Consider the following 18,777-nt stretch of genomic DNA (forward strand, 5'->3'; position numbering starts at 1 on the left):
TTTAAACGATGAGGTTTTATGTCATATCAGATTTTCTCTCACGTATTACCCAGTGCTTCGCTGGGCACCCAGCGTATTATTAAAGCCCATCATTTTGGTGTTCAGGGTGCTCGACCAAAAGTCTATCTACAAGCTGGATTGCATGCGGACGAATGGCCTGGCTTTTTGCTGCTGAATACGTTACTTAAGTATTTAAAAAAAGCCGATGAAGCGGGGTTGATTCAAGGGGAAATTGTGATTGTCCCCGTGGCGAATCCAATTGGTTTAGCGCAAAACTTCCATGGTTATGTCCCCGGTCGGTTTGCTTTTTCCGATGGGGGCGGCAACTTTAATCGTAACTGGCCGCAAATCGGTCAACAGGTCGCCAAGCGTATTCAATCCTCTATTACAGGGGATGTTGAAGAAAATAAAGTGCTGGTGCGTGAAGCCATTCGAGAAGAGTTGAAGCAATTGCCGGATATGACTGAGCTGCAAGGCATGAAGAAGACACTTTTGGCGCTCTCTATGGACGCCGATGAAGTATTGGATTTGCATTGTTCCGGTGAAGCGATGCTTCATGGTTATTTGCCACAAGAATTTGAAGACTATTTTAAGCCGTTGTTAGGATTACTTGGGGCAAAAGTCGGTTTGTCAGAGTTAGAAACGGGCGCGGCCTCATTTGACGAGACCAATGTAAGTGTTTGGCGTGAGCTGAAAGGGCACTATGCCCATCTTATCCCGTGGGGGTGCCGTTCGATGACCATTGAACTACGGGGGGAGAATGATATTTCCGATGAGGTGGCCGAACACGATGCCAAAGCGCTGCTTGAGTATCTGGTGCTGCGTGGTGTCGTTCACGAAGAGGTCACTCAAGGTGAGGTTACTCAAGGTGATAGCTCAAAGAGAGACGATTCAGCGGTTGTTTACTATCCATTAGATGCTATGGATCTGGTGAAAGCGCCTTGTGCGGGTATTGTTTGCTATAACAAACAAATTGGCGACGAGGTGGAAGCTGGAGAGGTGATTGGTGAAGTGGTTAATTTAATGGAAGATGATGTAACTGCTTCGCGCTACCCATTAGTGGCACGTACGAATGGCGTATTGTTTGCCCGTTACCAGCGCCGATTAGTCATGTGTGGGGAATCTGTGGCGAAAATTGCGGGGCGAGAGCATCTTGCTTATCGTGAAATTGGTCGTTTGTTTGAGGACTGATATCGAAGCAGCGGATTGGCTTAAACGGCCAAAGAGAAGACAACGATTGTATTTTAGTATTGAGAGTATTGAGTGACAGAACAAGCCAGCCAGACACGACAGCTCACCCAAGAACAACAGTGTGTTGTGCAACACGATTTAACCACGCCAGCCAAGGTCATTGCCGTGGCGGGGGCGGGTAAAACCACGACACTGATTTCGCGCATTGAGTATTTGTTGATGCAAGGGGTGGATGCCTCACAGATTGGCGTGTTCATGTTTAACAAAAGTGCCCAAGAAGAATTTTCCGAACGCTTAAGTCAACACCTGTCTTCAAATGGCTTTATGCGTTCACCCAGCGTGATGACGTTTCATGGGTTTGGTTTAAAACTGTGTCGTCGGATGGAGCAGCAAGGTTGGTTACCCAATGCAAAGTTAGTCACCGATGATTTTAGTTTGGTAAAAATGTTACGAGAGGCCATGAGTCTCTTAGTTCGCAAAGGCGAGAAGGTGACGCTTCAAGATGAAAAGGACTGGCTTGAAGATGTGTTGCTGTTTATTGACCAAGTGAAAGCCTCTGCTAAGCCCGCCCAAGAGGTATTTAATCGTCTCGGTTGGTCGAAAGAACGTCAGTTTTTTCCGGCGCTCTATAATGAATTAGAAAGCCTGCGTAAACGTCATAATATACGTTTTTTCTCCGATTTATTGTCTGACCCCTATGAATTGTTATTTGCGTTGAGTGAAGAAGAACGCCACCAAATACAAGGTTTTGTGCCCGCTTTTCGCTATTTGTTGATTGATGAGTTTCAAGATATTAATCCTTGTCAGTACGAGTTGCTAAAAATGCTTTATCCCGCGTCATGTCAATGGATGATTGTCGGAGACGTTCAGCAGTGTATCTACGAATGGCGTGGTGCAAGCCCTGATATTATGGCGACCCAGTTTGATAGGGACTTTCAGTCTGTGCAAACTTACCCACTCAGTACCAGCTTTCGTTTTGGACATTCTGTGGGATTGATGGCATCGAGCGTGATCAGTGAAAACGATCCAGATGCCTTGGTCATCGGCGAAGGGGATCGTACGCGGGTGTCGTTCGCTCGCGCACCAAAAACAGGCAAAGCGCTATTGAGGGAACTCAAAACTTGGGTCGAAGAAGGGCGAGCCTTGAGTGAAAGTGCTGTTTTGGTGCGTTTGTACAGTGACATGGTGCCTATCCAGTTGGCTTTGATGCACAAAGCCGTTCCTTACCAGTTACATGGTGATTCCCCTTTAATGGAAAACCGCCAGATTCGAATGCTGGTGGCGTATTTAGGGGTGATTGCGGGTGGCTTAGATAATCCCGAGTTGTTCTTTCGTCGCGATGATGTGGAATTCCTACTGAGTGTACCCAGCTTAGGCGGTTCTATGGCACAACGAAAAACCTTGATTCAGCAGGCAAAACAATCGCCACACTTGTTGCCTCAAATGATCGATACCATGGCGGATCAGGCCGATGGCTGGCGTGCCAAAAAGCTCTACGAACGAGCTGATTGGTTGCGTAGTTTGACAATGTATCGCTCTGACCCCGCACAAGGGTTAGCCTATACGTTAGAGAAGTTGGGGATCTATCGATACTTTGAAAGCACCAGTAATAAAGATATTCAAACCCAAGAGAAGATTGCCACTTGCGATGCTTTTATCGCCTATGTGCGCGGTGTTGGTGGGCATGCGCAAGATATTTTAACTCAGTTGGCAGCGTTGAATGAACGACACACCGATGATACGAACGGTGTTCACCTGATGACCATTCATAAATCCAAGGGGTTGGAGTTCGACTTAGTGTTATTGTCTGGCCTGCAAGAAGGGCGCTTTCCCTATTACGATGAGGACTTAAGCCGTATTGACCAACAGGCCGCCAGCCAAATGCAGTCTGAACGCCGCTTATTTTATGTGGCGATTACTCGGGCTAAGCAGCAATTGGTGATTTTAGAAACGCCTACGGCAGATGAAAATAAACGGATGAAGCGGGGAGATATCCCTCAGGTTGCGTTGAAAAACATGGCACTGTCACGTTTTGTATTTGAAGCTCAGCCTTACGCCGTCAGTCATATTTGTCAGCGTTGGCACGAAGATAGCAATGATGAGCCCATTGATACAGCAAAAGGCACGGTGTTTCAGCGTTATTTGAGTCGTGTTGATTCGTCACCGAGATTGATTTTTCGCCACCAGCTAAGTGACCAGACCCAAAGCTTAAAAGCCGGGGATAAGGTGCGGCATGATCGATTTGGTCAGGGCGTCGTGGTGCGCCAGGAGCAAGAAGGTAAGCGAATGATTTTTGTGGATTTTGGTGAGCAAGGTTTGAAACGATTCAACCCTCGACAAACTCAGCTGGTGAAGTTGTCCTCTCGCTCATAGATCTTTCGTATCACAAACATATATATTGTCGTTATTAGATTGTTGGAGAAACCATGTCTATCCCATTGATTGATTTTGAAAAATTAACGAGTTCAAACCAAACTGTGAGTCAGGCCGAAATACAGGCGTTGGACTCCGCCTGTCGTGAAATTGGCTTTTTTTATTTGGTTAACTCCAGCCTTTCTCCTGCCCTAATGAAAAAATTAATGGGCGCGGCTCAACGTTTTTTTGCACAGCCTGACGAGGTAAAACGAGCGATTGATATCAAAAATAGTCCCAATCATCGGGGCTATGGCGGCATTGGCGAAGAACAGTTAGACGAAGTGTCCCATGCGGATTGGAAAGAGACTTTCGATATGGCGTTGGACTTAGCAAAAGATCATCCGCTAGTGAGCAAATACCCAACCATGTATGGACCAAATCAGAATCCGAGCGATCCGCTGGTGGTTGAGGTTTTGCAAGAGTATTATGTGGCGGCTTTTGAGGTGGCTCAAAAGGTACTGACGGCCATGGCGCAAGCACTGAAACTTGAAGCCGATTTTTTTACTCGGTGTTTTACCGATCATGTAACGGTTTTACGCATGATTCATTACCCACCCCGTCCCGCAGAGGATCATCATAACGGCGCCGGTGCCCATACGGATTACGGTTGTATCACCTTGTTATTACAAGACATGATTGGTGGATTGCAGGTGAAAAATCGTCGTGGCGAATGGATGGATGCGACACCAGTTGAAAATGCCTTGGTCGTGAACATTGGGGATCTGATGCAGCGCTGGACGAATGATGAGTATGTTTCCACCTCTCATCGTGTGGTATCGCCTTTGTCTGGTGTGGATCGCTACTCGTTTCCTTTCTTTGTGGAACCGGATTACGAAACCAATGTGGCGTGTGCGCCTAGCTGTTTTTCGGCCGATAAGCCTGCTAAATATGCGCCGATTTTAAGCGGTGATTGGATACAATCGAGATTTGATGCCACCTATGCTTATCGAGAAAAATCCTAATCTTGAGAGCGTCGTTTTGTCATATTTCTGTTGTAGACTGTACCGCGTAAAAGCATGAATGGCTAAGGGTAAGAGGGCGATCCAATCAATAACTCTATTAAGAACAGGAAGTTGTCATATAAAGGTAACTTTGTATTATTGAGTTTAGTGCTATACTTAACTTCAAATTGTAACGGTAGGACACTATGCCATCGCATCCCTTGGTCATCCAAGAGAATCTCTATTTTCTGTTAAATGAAGTCGAAAAACATTATTTCCTCGTCGATCAGTTTTTTAAAACCCAGTCTCCGGATGTATTACCCCGCATATATGCCCGTCGTGGTTACATGCAAACCCTACGTGAAAAAGTCGAAATAAAATGTTCTGAAATGATCAAACGGCGTAAGCCTGGAACGGCTTATGCGGTTCGAGTTGAGGCCGTTCGTTCACTTGCTGCTGCCCTTGAGGGGGTGGCTCAGCATTATCTGGATTGTGTTCAGGAAGGCACATTAGAGGATCATTATGAACACCCAGGGGCTCTTATTTGTAGTAAATTACTGCGACGTATGGATCGCTCCCTTAATCTAGTAAAAGTGGGGTTGGACAAATCTCAGCGTCGTATTGGTATCAAACTAGGACGAAGTACGCAGGGATTATTGGTGATGTACGATGACATTCAAGATGTCACGTTAGCGGCGAAGGATCGTTTGACTGATACACAATTAAAATCCGCTATCTTGAGTAATTACGCCCTTAAGTGTGCCATTCAAAAGTTAGCCATTGTGGGTGAGTCCTTGATCAAAGTAGACTTAGGCCAAGTAGTCAGTCTACAGAACTATGACCATCTTCGTGATTCCGCATCTTCTCTTAATTACAGCCTGAGCGATTTAAAAGTGCGCCGCCTTGCTTTAACCCGATCAGGCAGTGCCATTGCCGCGATTTCCCATAAAGATGAGTCGGGTAACGATGTTTTGGCGGTTTACAAAGAGGGCGACCACAACAAGCTCGCCGAAGAAGTCGAAGGCATGAAGCACTGGCGCGATGTGGATCCTCAACTTGCCCCTGATGTACTGGCTCACACGACTTCTAATGGTCGTTCTTCCTCACTGTTAATCGAACACTTACCTGGTAAAACGTTAGAAGCTTTACTCATTGATCCCTACAATGACAGTGACAAAGCCTTTGAAGCGCGCAAAGAGACGGTTAATTGCGCGCTTTCTGTACTGTTTAAAACCCTCAATCGTATCTGGAAGGTGACGTATACACCAGAACATTGCCAAGCTCGCTTTATGCAGCAATTGGCTAAGCGGATTGATGACAGTATTCGGGTTCATCCAGATTTTTTCACGCCAGAGCATCGCATTTGTGGGCAAGTTCGCCCCAGCTTTGCGGAGTTAATGCGTAAAGTAGGAGAGAAAGAAGCCCATTGGCGAGTGAACTTTTCGGTGCTGATTCATGGGGATTTCAATGTTGATAATGTGATCTACGATTCTGTTGAAAAGCGTATTTATTTTATTGATCTTCATCGATCGGCTTATTTTGATTATGTGCAAGATTTGTCTGTGTTAATGGTGTCTATTTATCGTTTACAGGTGCTGAGTGGCTCTACCCGAGAACTCATGATGCAAAGTGCCATGCAGATTTACCATTTTGGCCGTCGCTTTGCCAAGCGCCAAAACGATGACTATTTTGAGTTGAGGTTAGCGGCGGGCTTAGCTCGTTCATTTGCTACATCGACACGTTTTATTTTTGATAAAAAACTCGCCTCGCGCATGCATTTACGCGCTCGCTATTTACTTGAACATTTGGCGCAAATCACAACAGAACAAGAACTGAATTTCAAACTTCCCATTAAGGAATTGTATGTTGAATAAGTCAGAGCAACTGAACAACTTAAAGGTTGGCGTGATTGGTATCCCTGGGAAATGGTCTACTGAAGTATTAGCAGATCGTCTTGAGGCAAAAACCGGCTTTCGAGCCGTTATGGACGTAAGAGACATTGCCTTGCACTTGGATACGAATAAAGTTTTTTGCAAAGGACTGGATTTGACGGAACTGGATGGCGTGATTATCAAAAAAATCAGCCAAGTTTATTCCCCAACAACGGAAGACAGAATTCATATTTTGTCTCATCTTGAAGCACTAGGTGTGCCTGTGTTCAGCCCAACCCAGAGTATGGGTAAGTTAATTAATCGATTAAGCGGTACGCTGGCATTGCAACAAGGGGGCATTCCAATGCCAAAGACACGCATTACCGAGTCCGTTGAAGCGGCCTTTGAGATGGTGCGTGAATTTGGTTCTGCCATTTTGAAACCTTTATATTCGACGAAAGCACGTGGCATGGTGTATCTTCGAGAAGAAGACAGTGACGAAACCGTGCGTGCTCAACTAGCAGAGTACCAGCAGAAACAGCCCTTACTCTATATTCAACAGGCACTTAATCTTCACGGCCGTGATCTAGGCATGGTGTTTATCGGCGGCGAGTATTTTTGTACTTATGCCCGTGTGGGGAGTGCCGATGCTTGGAATACCACCATCAACAGTGGGGGGCGTTATGAACCGTTCGAACCGGACGCCGAGTTGATTGAATTAGGTCACCGTTCTCAAGCCTGTTTTGATTTGAGTTTTACCACCGTTGATATTGCATTGACAGGCGATGGTCCAGTGGTATTTGAGGTCTCTGCTTTTGGTGGCTTTAAAGGGGCATTAGATGGGTGCCATTTAGATGCGGCTGAGGCTTATGCCAACTATGTGCTAAGCTCTATAGACAGTCAAAAGGGTAACAAAGTATGACACAAGGACCTCTGGATAATTTTACATTAAAGACAATGATGGATGATTGTCAGCATCAGCTTACCCTGATTTTTGGTGTGTTGACGGTAAGAGTTCATGGTAACAACCGTGCTGTTTTAACGGAACTCAACGAGTATTATAAAAGTTATCGTGACGGAAAATCGGGCTCCCACGCTATTGATGTGTATGTGGTCGACCATGAGGAAGTAGTGGAGTCAGTCGAGTGGCAGGATGTGCCAAGAGAGGTTGGAAAACGCGGCCGCAAAGAAGGTTATCTAAATTACCTATCTGAGCAAGGTGCGTTTGCAGGGCGTTGGATTAAAAAGTTTAAAACGGGCATGCTCATGCTGCAGCGACTTGAAAACCCGGTGGTGATTGGTCCTTGTTTGGCGAATTTGGCACAGGTGATCAACTTTATTAATAATCAATTTTTAAACCTTCATCTTCGTAATGGCTTTGTATTGGGACATGCAGCGGGTTTTAGTGTGGATGGTAACATCACGGCCATTGCAGCAGGTTCTGGGGGCGGCAAATCTACCCTGATGTTACGCTGCTTAGAAAAAGCCAGTCGGCAATTTGTGACCAATGATCGTATTTTGATGCGTCAATCTGATGAAGGGGTTGAGGCGGTAGGGGTCGCCAAGTTACCTCGGGTGAATCCTGGTACGTTACTGCACTCTGAGCGTCTTAAGTCTATTTTAGCGGTAAAGAGACAAGAAGAGTTGCTGACCATGACGAAACAAGATTTGTGGCAGTTGGAAGAAAAATATGATGTTCAGATTGAAGATAAATACGGTCCGAACCGTGTCGAGCTAACTGGCAAGTTAAGCAATTTGGTGATGTTGGATTGGTCTTTAGAGTCAACCCAGCCAACGCAGTTAGAGCGTGTGGATTTAAACAGATCGCCGGATAGCATTGAAGGATTGCGTAAACGTCCTGGGCCATTTTATCAGGATGAGTCAGGGGCATTTGCGGATTTATATGCCTGTGATTCCGTGAAGACATACTGTGATACGCTGAGTGGTGTACAAGTGTTTCGTTTAACGGGGGCAATAGATTTTGATAAAGCCTTTGCTCTGATGGACACCATGGATTCGTTATGACAGCAAGATTCGCGTTGATTCGCCACGGTGCCTATCAGCAACTGACCAACGTACCCAGTGCATTGCAGCCCTTTCCACTGACAGTGGCAGGAGAAGAGGAGGTGCGTCGTCAGGCGCGGGCTTTTGCTCAATGGTTAACCGAGACGAATCAAAGACTGAACCCTGTGGTCGACACTTCAACCTTGTTAAGAGCCTTCCAGACGGGAGGGCTTTATATAGAAGAACTGCTGCCATTTTTTCTAGACGAACCTCGTATCAACAGTACGTTTAGCTTGTGCGAGCGTAGCGTTGGCGCCGTTGCTAACTTGACGATCAAAGAAATTGAGCAGATCTTGGCACTGGATCCAAGGTTTGACTTGCCTCCGGAAAACTGGAAGTCTAATAGTGAGTATTGTTTACCCTTTGACGGTGCTGAGTCATTAAACCAAGCAGGCAAGCGGGTGGCGGATCATATTCGCTCTTGGCATGAAAAGGCTGAAGCTGGCATTAAGTTGTTTATTGGTCATGGCGCCTCGTTTCGCCATGGCGCTTGTCATCTTAATGTCATAAATTTTTGCGATATTAAGCGATTTAGCATGCATTACGGCCATCCGATTGTTATGGAATTGGCCGATAATCAAGCGCCAAACCGACTTTATGGAGAGTGGAAACAGCGCCAGATTCAAGATGTACCTGATTGATAGCCCCGAACCGAGAACCTAACTAACATGCAAACTGTAGAAGAGAACACCGCCACGAAAAAAACACATAAAAAGTCTTTACTGCCCGTCATCTCAGAGCGTCATGAACACCGTGACATCATTTCCAGATTGCCCACAGAATGGTCTCCTTGGCCGCAAGACAAAGGTTCTTGTAATTCGGTTGCTCGGAAACCCAGCAAAATGCCAGATAGATTTCGCAAGCGTAAATTGAAATGGCCAAAGCGTCCTGTGGTGTTTATTTCTGATCCCCATGCGGATGCGACAGCCTTTGAAGCCTCTTTGATCGCCTCTGGGGTGGCGCAGCAAAAAAAAGCAGGTCTATGGCATTTAAAACTCACAAAAGCAGGACGCAAAACGGAGATCATTATCGGTGGCGATTGTCTTGATAAAGGGCCAAGCAATTTGTCTCTTTTGCGCAGTGTGAAGCATTTATACAAACTGGGTGCTCGAGTTACCTTGTTAGCGGGGAACCATGATTTGCGCTTGTTGATGGGGTTATTGGCGCTCAAAAGCTCAAAGCATAATATTGGTAATCAACATTTTTTTGTTCGTATGGGGAAAAAGGTCATTCCCTTATTCAAAGAAGTGTTCGAAGAGTATTTAGAAGGCACTAAGTGGGATAAGAAGATTCCTGATGAGGATACCTGTCGTAAAATCCTGTTTCCCGATGATAAGTGGTTTAAAGAGTTTCCTTACCATGCCGCAGGGATTTTAACGGCGGAAGGGGTTGAGCGAGAAGTGCATAAGATGCACAACAAGGCCAACAGCTTTGAACAACACTGTCATACGGTGGGGTTATCGTTAAGACATGTTTATGCTGCTGCACTACAGTGCCAAAAGCTTTTTTTGCATAAAAAAGGCGAGTTTAACTGGTTTTTCCGTAAAATGCGCTTGGTGGAAAAACGTGGTTCCTTCTTGTTTCTACACGCTGGTTTAGATGATGCCATGGGCGAGTTGCTGCTAAAAAATGGTACGTCCTATGCCAATAAAGCGTTTCATCGCAATTTAAAACATATGGATCTTTTTGGTTTTTACTATAGCTCCATTGCTAATACGTTCAGAACCAAATATCGCGATGCGGATTTGCCTTTGACCGACCGAGGCGTGAATGCCATTCACAAAGCGGGGATTCACTTTGTGGTACAAGGGCATGTCAATCGCCAGGAAGGCCAACGAATTGCCATCAAAAAAGGCCTGATTCATATTGAAGCCGATATCACCCTTGATGAACACTCTCGCCAGCGAGAAGGGCTCTTAGGCTTCGGGATAGGCGCGACCTTGATCAATAAAAAGCAGGGATTAATAGGCATAAGTTGTGATTACCCTACCGCGAAAGTTCTCAAACCCACTGAATTAAGTGCCATTTATGGATAAACCATGAAGTCAAAAACCGAATTTAAACACGAAGCTTTGCTTGATCCTGAGGATATTCAGGATGTACTAAAAGCCATCTCCAAAGGGTTGGGAAAAGGTAAATTAGAATTCTCGGACGATAAAGGCACCTTATCCCTTGGCCCTCAAGGGCTACTGTACTTAAAAGTCAGTGCATCAGATGGGGATGATCGCCAACAAGTGGACATCAAACTGCGCTGGGAAAAAAAGCCGAAAACCTTAAGCAAAAAGCCCCCTAAAATAGAGGGCTAAGTGACGGGGTTAAGACATAATGAGTCCGCCATCAATATTGATGGCTTGACCCATTATATAAGCGGCATCAGGCCCTGCTAGAAAGGCCTCCGTATCGTTTCCCGCTTCGCATGACGACGCTTGGGTTATTTTATTGTTGAGATCTAGGGGTCAACTCGGTCAGAAAATTGGGCAGTGGCTGTGTTGTGTACTGTTGGCCTGCGATTCTGGCCATGTGTCCTTGTGGGATCAAGGTCCAGCCTTCCCCGGATAGTTCCAAAGGTTCAGAGCCGATCACAATGTGCTTCTCAAAAGCTTTGCAATATAAGCTGGGGGCATGTTCATCGCTGGAAAAACGCACGGCAAGCAGCTCTTTTCCGTTAGACAATACGGCAGTAAAGCGAAACGGTTCGGTAATGTTTTTACTGTCCATCAACACGAGAATTTGCTCAAGGGTCTTAGATATCGCGTTTTCTGGATCCGTCTCCAAGCCATTGGCAACCATCAAAAGAAAAATGACTTCTGAATCGGTTGCGCCTCTGCGCTCATTGTACAAATACTCGGGTATTAAGCGGTCCAAATGCCAACGCAACGCTTCGTAGTCACCAATTTGGCCATTATGCATAAACAGCCAGTTTTTATAGCCAAAAGGGTGGCAGTTTGAACGGTTGGTAGCGGTACCTGTTGATGCGCGGACATGGGCAAAAAACAACCCACTTTTGATATGACGTGCAAGACTTTTTAGATTGCAATCACTCCAGGCAGGTAAAATCTCATGGTAGAGACCCGGCTCTTCTCGTTCGTCATACCAGCCAAGACCAAAGCCGTCTGCGTTGACAGTGACTTCGGATTTTCGAGCACTTAAGCTTTGATGAATAAGAGAGTGGTCCGGTTCAAATAGTAGGGACTCAAGGTAGACAGGGTCACCTTGATATGCCATCCAGCGACACATTTATGCTTATCTCCAAAATAAAATAGGAAGGTGAAATACCTTCCTTATATAGTGATTAGATTATTGTATAGGATTTTATACATTAAAATAGCGAATTTTTGTGGAAAGTTGACTGGCTAGGTCGGCTAATTGTTCTGCCGATTCACTGATGGAGTGAATCGAATCGGTTGTTTTTGTGGCGATGTCGGTAATATTCATCACGTTTTGACTCACTTCTTTGGTGACCTGCGCTTGCTCTTCCGCTGTGGCGGAAATGCGATCGTTCATGTCGCGTATCTTGGATACTGACTGATGAATATTCGCTAGGGAGGTTTCTTCGTTTTTGACATGTTCGACAGCTTGAAGCGAGCGTCCGTGGCTGATGTTCATGGATTCAACGGCACTGGCAGCGCCGCTTTGTAGTCGATTGATCATTTGCTCAATTTGTTGCGTGGCACCATGGGTATTATGGGAAAGCTGGCGTACCTCATCGGCCACCACTGCAAACCCTCGACCTTGCTCACCCGCTCTTGCCGCTTCAATGGCCGCATTGAGGGCCAGTAAATTCGTTCGTTCCGCAATGTCCAGAATCACATTTAGAATATTGCTGATTTCATGGGTGTTTTCGTGTAGCTCGTTAATACTGTTGACTGAGCTTTCAAGCTCTTGTGCCAATTGAGTGATACTACCTATGGTGTCATTGACAATTTTAGTACCACTCGTAGCGGCTTCTTCGGCAACTTGTGCGGCTTTACGGGCATCAAATGTGGATTCAGACACATGGGTAGCGGTAGATTGAATTTCTTGCACTGCATTCGAAATTTGAGAGGTTTCGCGATGCTGCTGTTCTACCATTTTGGAGGAGTCGTCGGTAATGTTGTTAAGGTGATGGGCCGCGCTAGTCAGCTTGTGACTGGATTCGGCGACCTCGTGGAGGATGACGTTCAATTGCTCTACCAACTTATTCATGGCATTTTCAAGTGCCCCTATTTCGTCTTTTCGAGGCTTGCTTTGCGTATTGCTGGTGTTGATTAATTCGCCTGAGGCAATTTCTTCCGCCCGTTTGACGGCCTGCTTTAGCGGTATACAGATGCCATTGATAATAAACCAGCTAATAATAATACCTACGATAATCAATGCTCCGGCAATGCCTGAGCCAGTATAAATGTTTTGATTAAGCTCTTTCTTTTTGTCAGTAGCGAGGCTTTCATCGTATTGATCAATAGCAGGGAGGATGACTTCCATCGTGGCATTGATCTTTTGCAAGGTTGCGGCGGCCACTTTTCTAGGTTTGTTTGCTTTCATCGTATTGAGTTTGACCCACCATGAATAGGTTTCTAGGGAGGCCTTTAAAAAATTGCTTTGGAGCTGTTCTAAATCGTTGATTTGCGTTACTAGATCCGTCTTTCGCTGATTTTTTGGCATGTTTGCCAAGGTGTCTTTTACTTTCTGGATGCTATCAAAAAGTTGGTTTGTATAACTTTTAAATTTGCTCTCAGACTTTTGGATTCTATCCTTACCATAGTTACCCATGGATTTCGCTATTAAGACTTGAAAGTACCCGCGTTCAAACTCCACGGATTGCTGAAGCAATAACTGCCTACTTTTTTCGAGATTACGGAGCAGATCTAAGCTTTGACTTGATAAGGTTTGCAAATCAGACGATACCTGACGGCTAGAAATGGCAGAGTTGAGATTGGTTCCAATGATGACGAGGGTAAAGAGCGCAATAATTGATAATATCTTGGTGCGAACTGAAATATTTTTCACAATAACACCTTTCGGAATCTTGGTTAGTTAAGGGAAGGTCATTTATATATTCATTAAGAGAGGGGGCTTGTTATTGTTATGTTATTGTCATGAGGCATCATTCTTACTTCCGTGTAAAATTCACATACTTACATAAATTTACACCTTTAAGACACAATCAGTCTAATACTTTACAAATAATATTGTCTATTAAAAAATGGCTTAAAGACGATTTTGTCTTAATCGAAGGGATAAAAATAGAGTGATGAAGTCAAAAATGGAGAAGCAGAATAACACGATAAGCATAGCAAATAGGCGAAAGAAGGGCGCCAAACTTGCCCTAAGAACAAGAAGTTATTAGGAGCAAGCTTGAGTTTTCTGGCTTGTCTTATTTGTCAATTGGTGCCGAGTCAACAACGATATGATCGCCGTCTACTTTAAAGAAGAAGCAATCCCGCCTATTGGTATGGCAAGCTGGTCCCGTTTGATCAACCTGCAATAAAATGGCATCGCCGTCACAATCAAAGGACATAGACACTAAAGATTGGCGATGACCAGAGCTTTCACCTTTGCGCCAGTAGGTTTGACGAGAGCGTGACCAATAGCACACTTGACCCGTTGCTAGGGTTTCACGAATGGACTTTTCATTCATATAGGCGAGCATGAGAACTTCACCTGTATCGTGTTGCTGTGCAATGGCCGCGACGAGGCCGTCTTTGTCCGTCTTTAAATTCGCAAAGAGAGTGTCTAGGGAGAAGGTCTCACCTTTTTTTAGGTGTTCGTAGTCTTTTAAGCTCATGCGTTGACGTCCTTAAGGAATATTTTTTCAGAAATCGCCCCTTTGCCAATCCCTTCAAAGGCATGCACCTCGATGTGTTTACCGGGATTTTCTTCCGCTAGTGTCTCTGCGATATGGGCAGACAAGGATTCAACGGTGGTGTCACAAGTCAGCATATAAACTTGCTGACTGTTAATGGTCAGCTCGAAAAAGCCTTGCTGACTGACATAACCGAAATGGTGATAGTGGTGACCATGCTCTTCAATGATACCCAGTAGATCGTCTTCAGTGCCGAGATAGATATCATGCCAACGCTTTGCCCATTGGTTTTCCAACTCTCTATCTTGCTGACCATCGCTATAGATCTTAATGGTAGAACGGTGGCCATGAGCGATGCGTTGACAATTGCCTGCGTGTTTTTTCAACCCGTGGCTATATTGGTATTGCGCGCCCTCGATATTCTCAGCTGTAAAGCGAATACTGACCGCTTCTAATTCAGCAGGTAACAAATCCAGAATCTGTGATTCTACCCAACTGGCGGCGGTTTGCGGCGTGATACTCTCCATGGGGAGGGCGCAAATGGCTTGTGCGGGGGCATCGCAGCGAAAACGGCTTCCATCGTCGTGATCAAATTGAAAGGACACTCGGTCTTGAGTCATATCCGTCAGGTGTGCATTGGGATGACTCAGTGGAATCGCCAGCATATGATCGATATGCTCGTCCAACCATTTTTTAATTTGCTTTTTAACGATGCTGAAATCGCAAATCATGCTCTCGTCGTTTAATTTACCTGTTAGCACGACGTCTGTTTGCCAGCTTTCACCTAAAAGGCCACGTTGGGCATCAAAATAGGATAGATCGACCTGAGTCAGGTTGTTAACAAATAGCTTCAAGTAGCCACTCCTTTATTCATAATGGCGCATATATTACAGCAAATACGCAAAGAATACCGTAAACAGTGAGTTTGCGACTATAGACAAGCCTTCTAAGAGCATGGATAGAAAGTGCATTTTACCCATTAAGCGCCTTTTCTTCGTTAGCAGGGAGTCGAGGGTGAAGTTAGTAAGGGACGTAGAGGGCAGAGAAGGGCGAGTGGACCAAAACATCTATTTGATGAAAGGAAAGCCTAAGCGTTTGAAAAAGTTAAAAAAGCGTGTTGATATCTCAGATTAGATGCGTATAATCTCGCCCCAAGGTCAACAAGCCTCCTTTATGGTGTCTCTGCTGGTCCCCTCGCAACAATAAACCGTTAATCTGGTCAGGTCCGGAAGGAAGCAGCCACAGCGGTGGACTTGTGTGCCGAGGTGCGGCTGGTGGAGATGCCACCTAATCCCCACCATTTCACTGCTAAATATCTATAAATCTGATATTTTCCCTTCTCGCATTATGGTAGCAAGCTCGTTGGCTCGATTGTGTACTTGATTTGCCCACCTTGAGTTTAGCATTTCGTCGGCTGCTTTTTGAAAATTACCCGCCTCAATAACATTAAGCATTTTTTAAATTTTAAAAAACGTGGTAATCCTAAATTAAAGGCCATATTGATTAAAACAATTTTCCTTGTATCATTTAAATTTGAAAAAAATGGGATGTGAGAGACGAGCTCTTCTGTTATGCGATCAATATCATTTCCTAGTAAAACTCAACTTCTAGTTCGCTTAGGCCGATATCTTCTATATTTCTACCTACTCCTATGGTTAATTTTCCTGCAGTACAGTGATAGGGCTTTAATTTTATTTCTTCATGCCTTTTTAGTTGATTTTTAATATATCTATAGCGTTTTTATTATTCATAACCATTTTAATCGACTTTATCTTATTTTATTATCTTTTCTTTAACTCTATATCTGTATTTTGCAGGTGATACTTTAAAGCTTCGCTTAAAAGCCGTTGAGAAATTATTAGCATTGAAATAGCCCACCTCATTAGATATTTCATTAATAGATAAATCGGTTTCTTTTAACAGTTTTGCCGCTTCATTAATCCTTATTTCATATAAATAGCTAAAAATGGCCATGTTATATGATTTTTTAAATTCATCGCTTATTTTACTTCTGTTACTCAGCATTTTTTTTGATATCTCTTTTAGGGATATTTCATTTTTCATGTTTTCATCTAAATAATCTTTTATTTTTTCTGCAAGATTTTTTCTCTTTTCTTGGTGGTCTTTTTTGATCTTTTCTAATGATGCATACTCTATCCTTTTTACGATTTCATCATGAATTATTGGATAAGAAAGATAGTCATTAATACCAATTTCATAAATGATTTTCTTGAATTTATCATCATTTTTAATCCAAGCTAACAGTTTAGAATTTTTGACTTTTGATTTCAGGTCCAATGTTTTTTTTATTATTTCTTCTCTGGGTATATTAAGAAGGTTTAATATTATTATTTCAGGTTCATAATTGAACTCAAGATGAAAAGAATCATAATTTTTTTGAAAAAAAACATCATAATGATTGCTTAATTTTGTCAAATCTTCTTTCCATTTTTTATCAGTTTCAAGAATGAGTATCTTTTTCAAAATAATGCCCTTCTATAATGGTTAATACGAGTTTTTTTAGGATAATTCAATAAGTTATAACTTTCAATTACACAAGATTACACTAAATATTTTCTTTTAAAAACAATGTGTTATTGGTTGTTTTGTGCTTATTATGAATATTTTTACATGATTTTTTTGTATTGATTTTTATGAAAATGTATTTGTCAAAGATTTTTGTGTTTTTTGAAGAGGTTTTTTTAAAATGTATATGTCAAAGGTTTTCTTGTCTTTGCTATAGGTGTTTTTTATATATTTAAATAAATAGGGTGGATTTATTTTATCTTACGGCTCTTTGAATTTTTGATTTTATATGGGGTATGTTTTTATATGAGTTGTAAGGTATTAAATATCATTTAATAGTATTGTAATGTATATGATCTATACCACCTCTGGTGTATATGTATAAGAAGAAATAATCTTTCCCATGTCTCTAGCTGGGTTGATAATCGCAGTTCACGCTTTTATTGGAATGACAAAAGAAATTCCAGAAGAGGAAAAAATAATAAAGTGATTTCAACATCCATTAAAGTTAATAATTTATTGAAATACGCTAAATTATTCGGCACCGCATCTGCTAAAAAGTAAACATCACTATTAATAATGATGAACAGAAATTTATCATCGCGAAGTTAGTTAAAAATAAGCTAAGCCAGATCATGTATTACAATATGCAGATGTATTTTAATAATAGTGGTGGTCCTTTTTATATCGTGTCTCTAGTTGCTAGTAAAAAGGTGAATAGCAATGTGGATTCTTATTTTAGTACTTATAACGCCGCGATAACGAGTTTAGAAACCAATCCAGATATTACTCTGTTGGTACTAACGGATGTGGCTTATTGTTTTAAGAATACTAATAATGCCGAAGTATACAGAGAAGCCTTAACTCATTGCTTGAAAATGTAAAATCGTTTTATTATTTCCGATACTACTTGCAATGGATTTAAATCTTTTAGAAAGCAAGTGAGTGAGAATTTAAAATACGGTGTGGATTATACCCTATTTAAATACCTCACTCAGCACGGTGCTTGATCTGGCTGATGCGTCCACAGTAACTATTCCTGCTCAAACTCTCATTACTTCACAATTTAAAGTGACTTATAGTGATGATAAAATTAAAAACGAAGTGAATAAGAGTTTTGAAGTTATTATTGATACTGGTGCTCAGGTTATGTTTGCAGTCAATAGCGACACATTGATGGTGACAATGCCTAATAATACAACGCCGATCTCAGAGGTTACTGCTGCTTGGAAAGCCCACGATAATAAAGATGGCTTTGAGTTATCCGCTGCTCCTAATGTAGGTGAAAATGACTCTGTCGTAGTATTTGCGAAAACAGAATTCAGTAGTCTTCCTTATTTTTCTACCAGTTTACAAGGTGAAGTCGGCAGTACGAATACAGATGTTCTGAATGTGTTTTACCACGGCGTGGAATCAAATCCCAAAGTAAAAGTCAGTGTGGTCAATTCTGGTCAAATGAGTGTGTCTGCTACCGATGGCATACTTACTATCGAAGTAAACGCATCAACTACAGTTAAAGATGTTTTAGAGAAAGCGTCAACACTATAAAGTTTAGATGGATTTTGGTTTTCCAGTTCATTGCAAGAAAGCGAAATTAAAGTCGGAACAATCTCACCTCAGGCATCATCGTTAACCCTATCTGAAGCCTTCGTGTCTGATTATGATGACCTTAAGCTTGTTTGTGTGGGTAACAAAGGGAAAGATCTTAAGATAAAAATATTAGAAAAAGAACAATTGCCAGATAATGCACTAAAAAGTACGCAAGGAAAGAAAATAGGTAGACAAGCTGGTATCGCAAGCGATGATATAACATTTGCTTATTGTGAGGACGAAAAACAACTTACTATTAATTTTTCTGCAGATGGGGAAGATGAACTGAGCTGCCGTTTAATCAACTTCATAACCTTAAAGTAATACTTAATGATCCAACCTAAGTCTTTGCGCTTATTTTTGATACTTGGTTTCAATCTGATTTTTGCCTTTCCTT

The 18,777-nt window shown here is 42.9% G+C and carries 17 protein-coding genes and 1 other RNA gene; 13 read left to right on the top strand and 5 right to left on the bottom strand.

Annotated elements, in window-relative coordinates; all coding sequences use genetic code 11:
• The first annotated feature begins 18 nt into the window (after positions 1-18).
• The 9 genes from AC0VYG_RS10845 (at position 19) to AC0VYG_RS10885 (ending at position 10,788) form a co-directional block, all read left to right on the top strand.
• Positions 19-1,191, top strand: coding sequence for a M14 family zinc carboxypeptidase (locus tag AC0VYG_RS10845; protein WP_475432283.1), 1,173 nt, complete (start codon positions 19-21; stop codon positions 1,189-1,191).
• Between the two features lie 72 nt (positions 1,192-1,263).
• Positions 1,264-3,564, top strand: coding sequence for an ATP-dependent helicase (locus tag AC0VYG_RS10850; protein WP_475432284.1), 2,301 nt, complete (start codon positions 1,264-1,266; stop codon positions 3,562-3,564).
• A gap of 53 nt (positions 3,565-3,617) precedes the next feature.
• On the top strand, positions 3,618-4,568 hold the full coding sequence (locus AC0VYG_RS10855) for an isopenicillin N synthase family dioxygenase (protein WP_475432285.1): 951 nt from the start codon (positions 3,618-3,620) through the stop codon (positions 4,566-4,568).
• Between the two features lie 185 nt (positions 4,569-4,753).
• The gene (locus tag AC0VYG_RS10860; RefSeq protein ID WP_475432286.1) at positions 4,754-6,421 is read left to right on the top strand and encodes a phosphotransferase; all 1,668 of its coding nucleotides are present in this window, start codon (positions 4,754-4,756) and stop codon (positions 6,419-6,421) included.
• Positions 6,411-7,340 carry a GAK system ATP-grasp enzyme gene (locus AC0VYG_RS10865; protein ID WP_475432287.1) on the top strand — a complete coding sequence of 310 codons (930 nt, stop codon included), beginning with the start codon at positions 6,411-6,413 and terminating at the stop codon, positions 7,338-7,340. The genes AC0VYG_RS10860 and AC0VYG_RS10865 overlap by 11 nt, the downstream gene beginning before the upstream one ends.
• Positions 7,337-8,443, top strand: coding sequence for an HprK-related kinase B (locus tag AC0VYG_RS10870; RefSeq protein ID WP_475432288.1), 1,107 nt, complete (start codon positions 7,337-7,339; stop codon positions 8,441-8,443). The genes AC0VYG_RS10865 and AC0VYG_RS10870 overlap by 4 nt, the downstream gene beginning before the upstream one ends.
• Positions 8,440-9,123: a histidine phosphatase family protein gene (locus AC0VYG_RS10875; RefSeq protein WP_475432289.1), complete on the top strand. Its 684-nt coding sequence runs from the start codon at positions 8,440-8,442 to the stop codon at positions 9,121-9,123. Before AC0VYG_RS10870 ends, AC0VYG_RS10875 begins: the two co-directional genes overlap by 4 nt.
• Positions 9,124-9,150: 27 nt before the next feature.
• Positions 9,151-10,518 carry a metallophosphoesterase gene (locus AC0VYG_RS10880; RefSeq protein WP_475432290.1) on the top strand — a complete coding sequence of 456 codons (1,368 nt, stop codon included), beginning with the start codon at positions 9,151-9,153 and terminating at the stop codon, positions 10,516-10,518.
• Between the two features lie 3 nt (positions 10,519-10,521).
• Positions 10,522-10,788 carry an amphi-Trp domain-containing protein gene (locus AC0VYG_RS10885; RefSeq protein WP_199476865.1) on the top strand — a complete coding sequence of 89 codons (267 nt, stop codon included), beginning with the start codon at positions 10,522-10,524 and terminating at the stop codon, positions 10,786-10,788.
• Between the two features lie 130 nt (positions 10,789-10,918).
• On the opposite strand, the gene AC0VYG_RS10890 is transcribed toward AC0VYG_RS10885, so the two are convergent.
• From AC0VYG_RS10890 to AC0VYG_RS10905, 4 genes are all read right to left on the bottom strand, one after another.
• The gene (locus AC0VYG_RS10890) at positions 10,919-11,707 is read right to left on the bottom strand and encodes a class II glutamine amidotransferase (protein WP_475432291.1); all 789 of its coding nucleotides are present in this window, start codon (positions 11,705-11,707) and stop codon (positions 10,919-10,921) included.
• An 87-nt stretch (positions 11,708-11,794) separates the two neighbouring features.
• Positions 11,795-13,468 (bottom strand): methyl-accepting chemotaxis protein, encoded by a 1,674-nt coding sequence (locus AC0VYG_RS10895; RefSeq protein ID WP_475432292.1) that lies wholly within the window; start codon positions 13,466-13,468, stop codon positions 11,795-11,797.
• Positions 13,469-13,835: 367 nt separating this feature from the next.
• Positions 13,836-14,246, bottom strand: a complete 411-nt coding sequence (gene hisI, locus AC0VYG_RS10900; RefSeq protein ID WP_475432293.1) for a phosphoribosyl-AMP cyclohydrolase — start codon at positions 14,244-14,246, stop codon at positions 13,836-13,838.
• The gene (locus AC0VYG_RS10905) at positions 14,243-15,118 is read right to left on the bottom strand and encodes a hypothetical protein (RefSeq protein ID WP_475432294.1); all 876 of its coding nucleotides are present in this window, start codon (positions 15,116-15,118) and stop codon (positions 14,243-14,245) included. Before AC0VYG_RS10905 ends, hisI begins: the two co-directional genes overlap by 4 nt.
• Before the next feature lie 329 nt (positions 15,119-15,447).
• Between AC0VYG_RS10905 and ffs the strand changes: the two genes are divergently transcribed.
• Positions 15,448-15,544, top strand: an RNA gene (ffs, locus tag AC0VYG_RS10910) — signal recognition particle sRNA small type.
• 493 nt (positions 15,545-16,037) lie between these two features.
• Here the strand turns inward: ffs and AC0VYG_RS10915 are convergent.
• A complete protein-coding gene (locus tag AC0VYG_RS10915; RefSeq protein ID WP_475432295.1) occupies positions 16,038-16,748 on the bottom strand; it encodes a helix-turn-helix transcriptional regulator in 711 nt (236 codons plus the stop codon).
• A gap of 767 nt (positions 16,749-17,515) precedes the next feature.
• Between AC0VYG_RS10915 and AC0VYG_RS10920 the strand changes: the two genes are divergently transcribed.
• From AC0VYG_RS10920 to AC0VYG_RS10930, 3 genes are all read left to right on the top strand, one after another.
• Positions 17,516-17,674: a hypothetical protein gene (locus AC0VYG_RS10920; RefSeq protein WP_475432296.1), complete on the top strand. Its 159-nt coding sequence runs from the start codon at positions 17,516-17,518 to the stop codon at positions 17,672-17,674.
• A 79-nt stretch (positions 17,675-17,753) separates the two neighbouring features.
• Positions 17,754-18,338, top strand: coding sequence for a hypothetical protein (locus tag AC0VYG_RS10925; protein ID WP_475432297.1), 585 nt, complete (start codon positions 17,754-17,756; stop codon positions 18,336-18,338).
• Positions 18,339-18,440: 102 nt separating this feature from the next.
• Positions 18,441-18,704 carry a hypothetical protein gene (locus tag AC0VYG_RS10930; RefSeq protein ID WP_475432298.1) on the top strand — a complete coding sequence of 88 codons (264 nt, stop codon included), beginning with the start codon at positions 18,441-18,443 and terminating at the stop codon, positions 18,702-18,704.
• Positions 18,705-18,777 lie beyond the last annotated feature (73 nt).

The organism is Marinomonas sp. 63XJN7_7_ISO-PGPR-S23-202 (assembly GCF_056173505.1).

Coding starts and splice junctions, on each gene's coding strand:
- AC0VYG_RS10875 (WP_475432289.1), top strand. CDS start 8,440: ATGACAGCAAGATTCGCGTTGATTCGCCACGGTGCCTATCAGCAACTG.
- AC0VYG_RS10890 (WP_475432291.1), bottom strand. CDS start 11,707: ATGGCATATCAAGGTGACCCTGTCTACCTTGAGTCCCTACTATTTGAA.
- AC0VYG_RS10880 (WP_475432290.1), top strand. CDS start 9,151: ATGCAAACTGTAGAAGAGAACACCGCCACGAAAAAAACACATAAAAAG.
- AC0VYG_RS10885 (WP_199476865.1), top strand. CDS start 10,522: ATGAAGTCAAAAACCGAATTTAAACACGAAGCTTTGCTTGATCCTGAG.
- AC0VYG_RS10860 (WP_475432286.1), top strand. CDS start 4,754: ATGCCATCGCATCCCTTGGTCATCCAAGAGAATCTCTATTTTCTGTTA.
- AC0VYG_RS10865 (WP_475432287.1), top strand. CDS start 6,411: ATGTTGAATAAGTCAGAGCAACTGAACAACTTAAAGGTTGGCGTGATT.
- AC0VYG_RS10855 (WP_475432285.1), top strand. CDS start 3,618: ATGTCTATCCCATTGATTGATTTTGAAAAATTAACGAGTTCAAACCAA.
- AC0VYG_RS10845 (WP_475432283.1), top strand. CDS start 19: ATGTCATATCAGATTTTCTCTCACGTATTACCCAGTGCTTCGCTGGGC.
- AC0VYG_RS10870 (WP_475432288.1), top strand. CDS start 7,337: ATGACACAAGGACCTCTGGATAATTTTACATTAAAGACAATGATGGAT.
- hisI (WP_475432293.1), bottom strand. CDS start 14,246: ATGAGCTTAAAAGACTACGAACACCTAAAAAAAGGTGAGACCTTCTCC.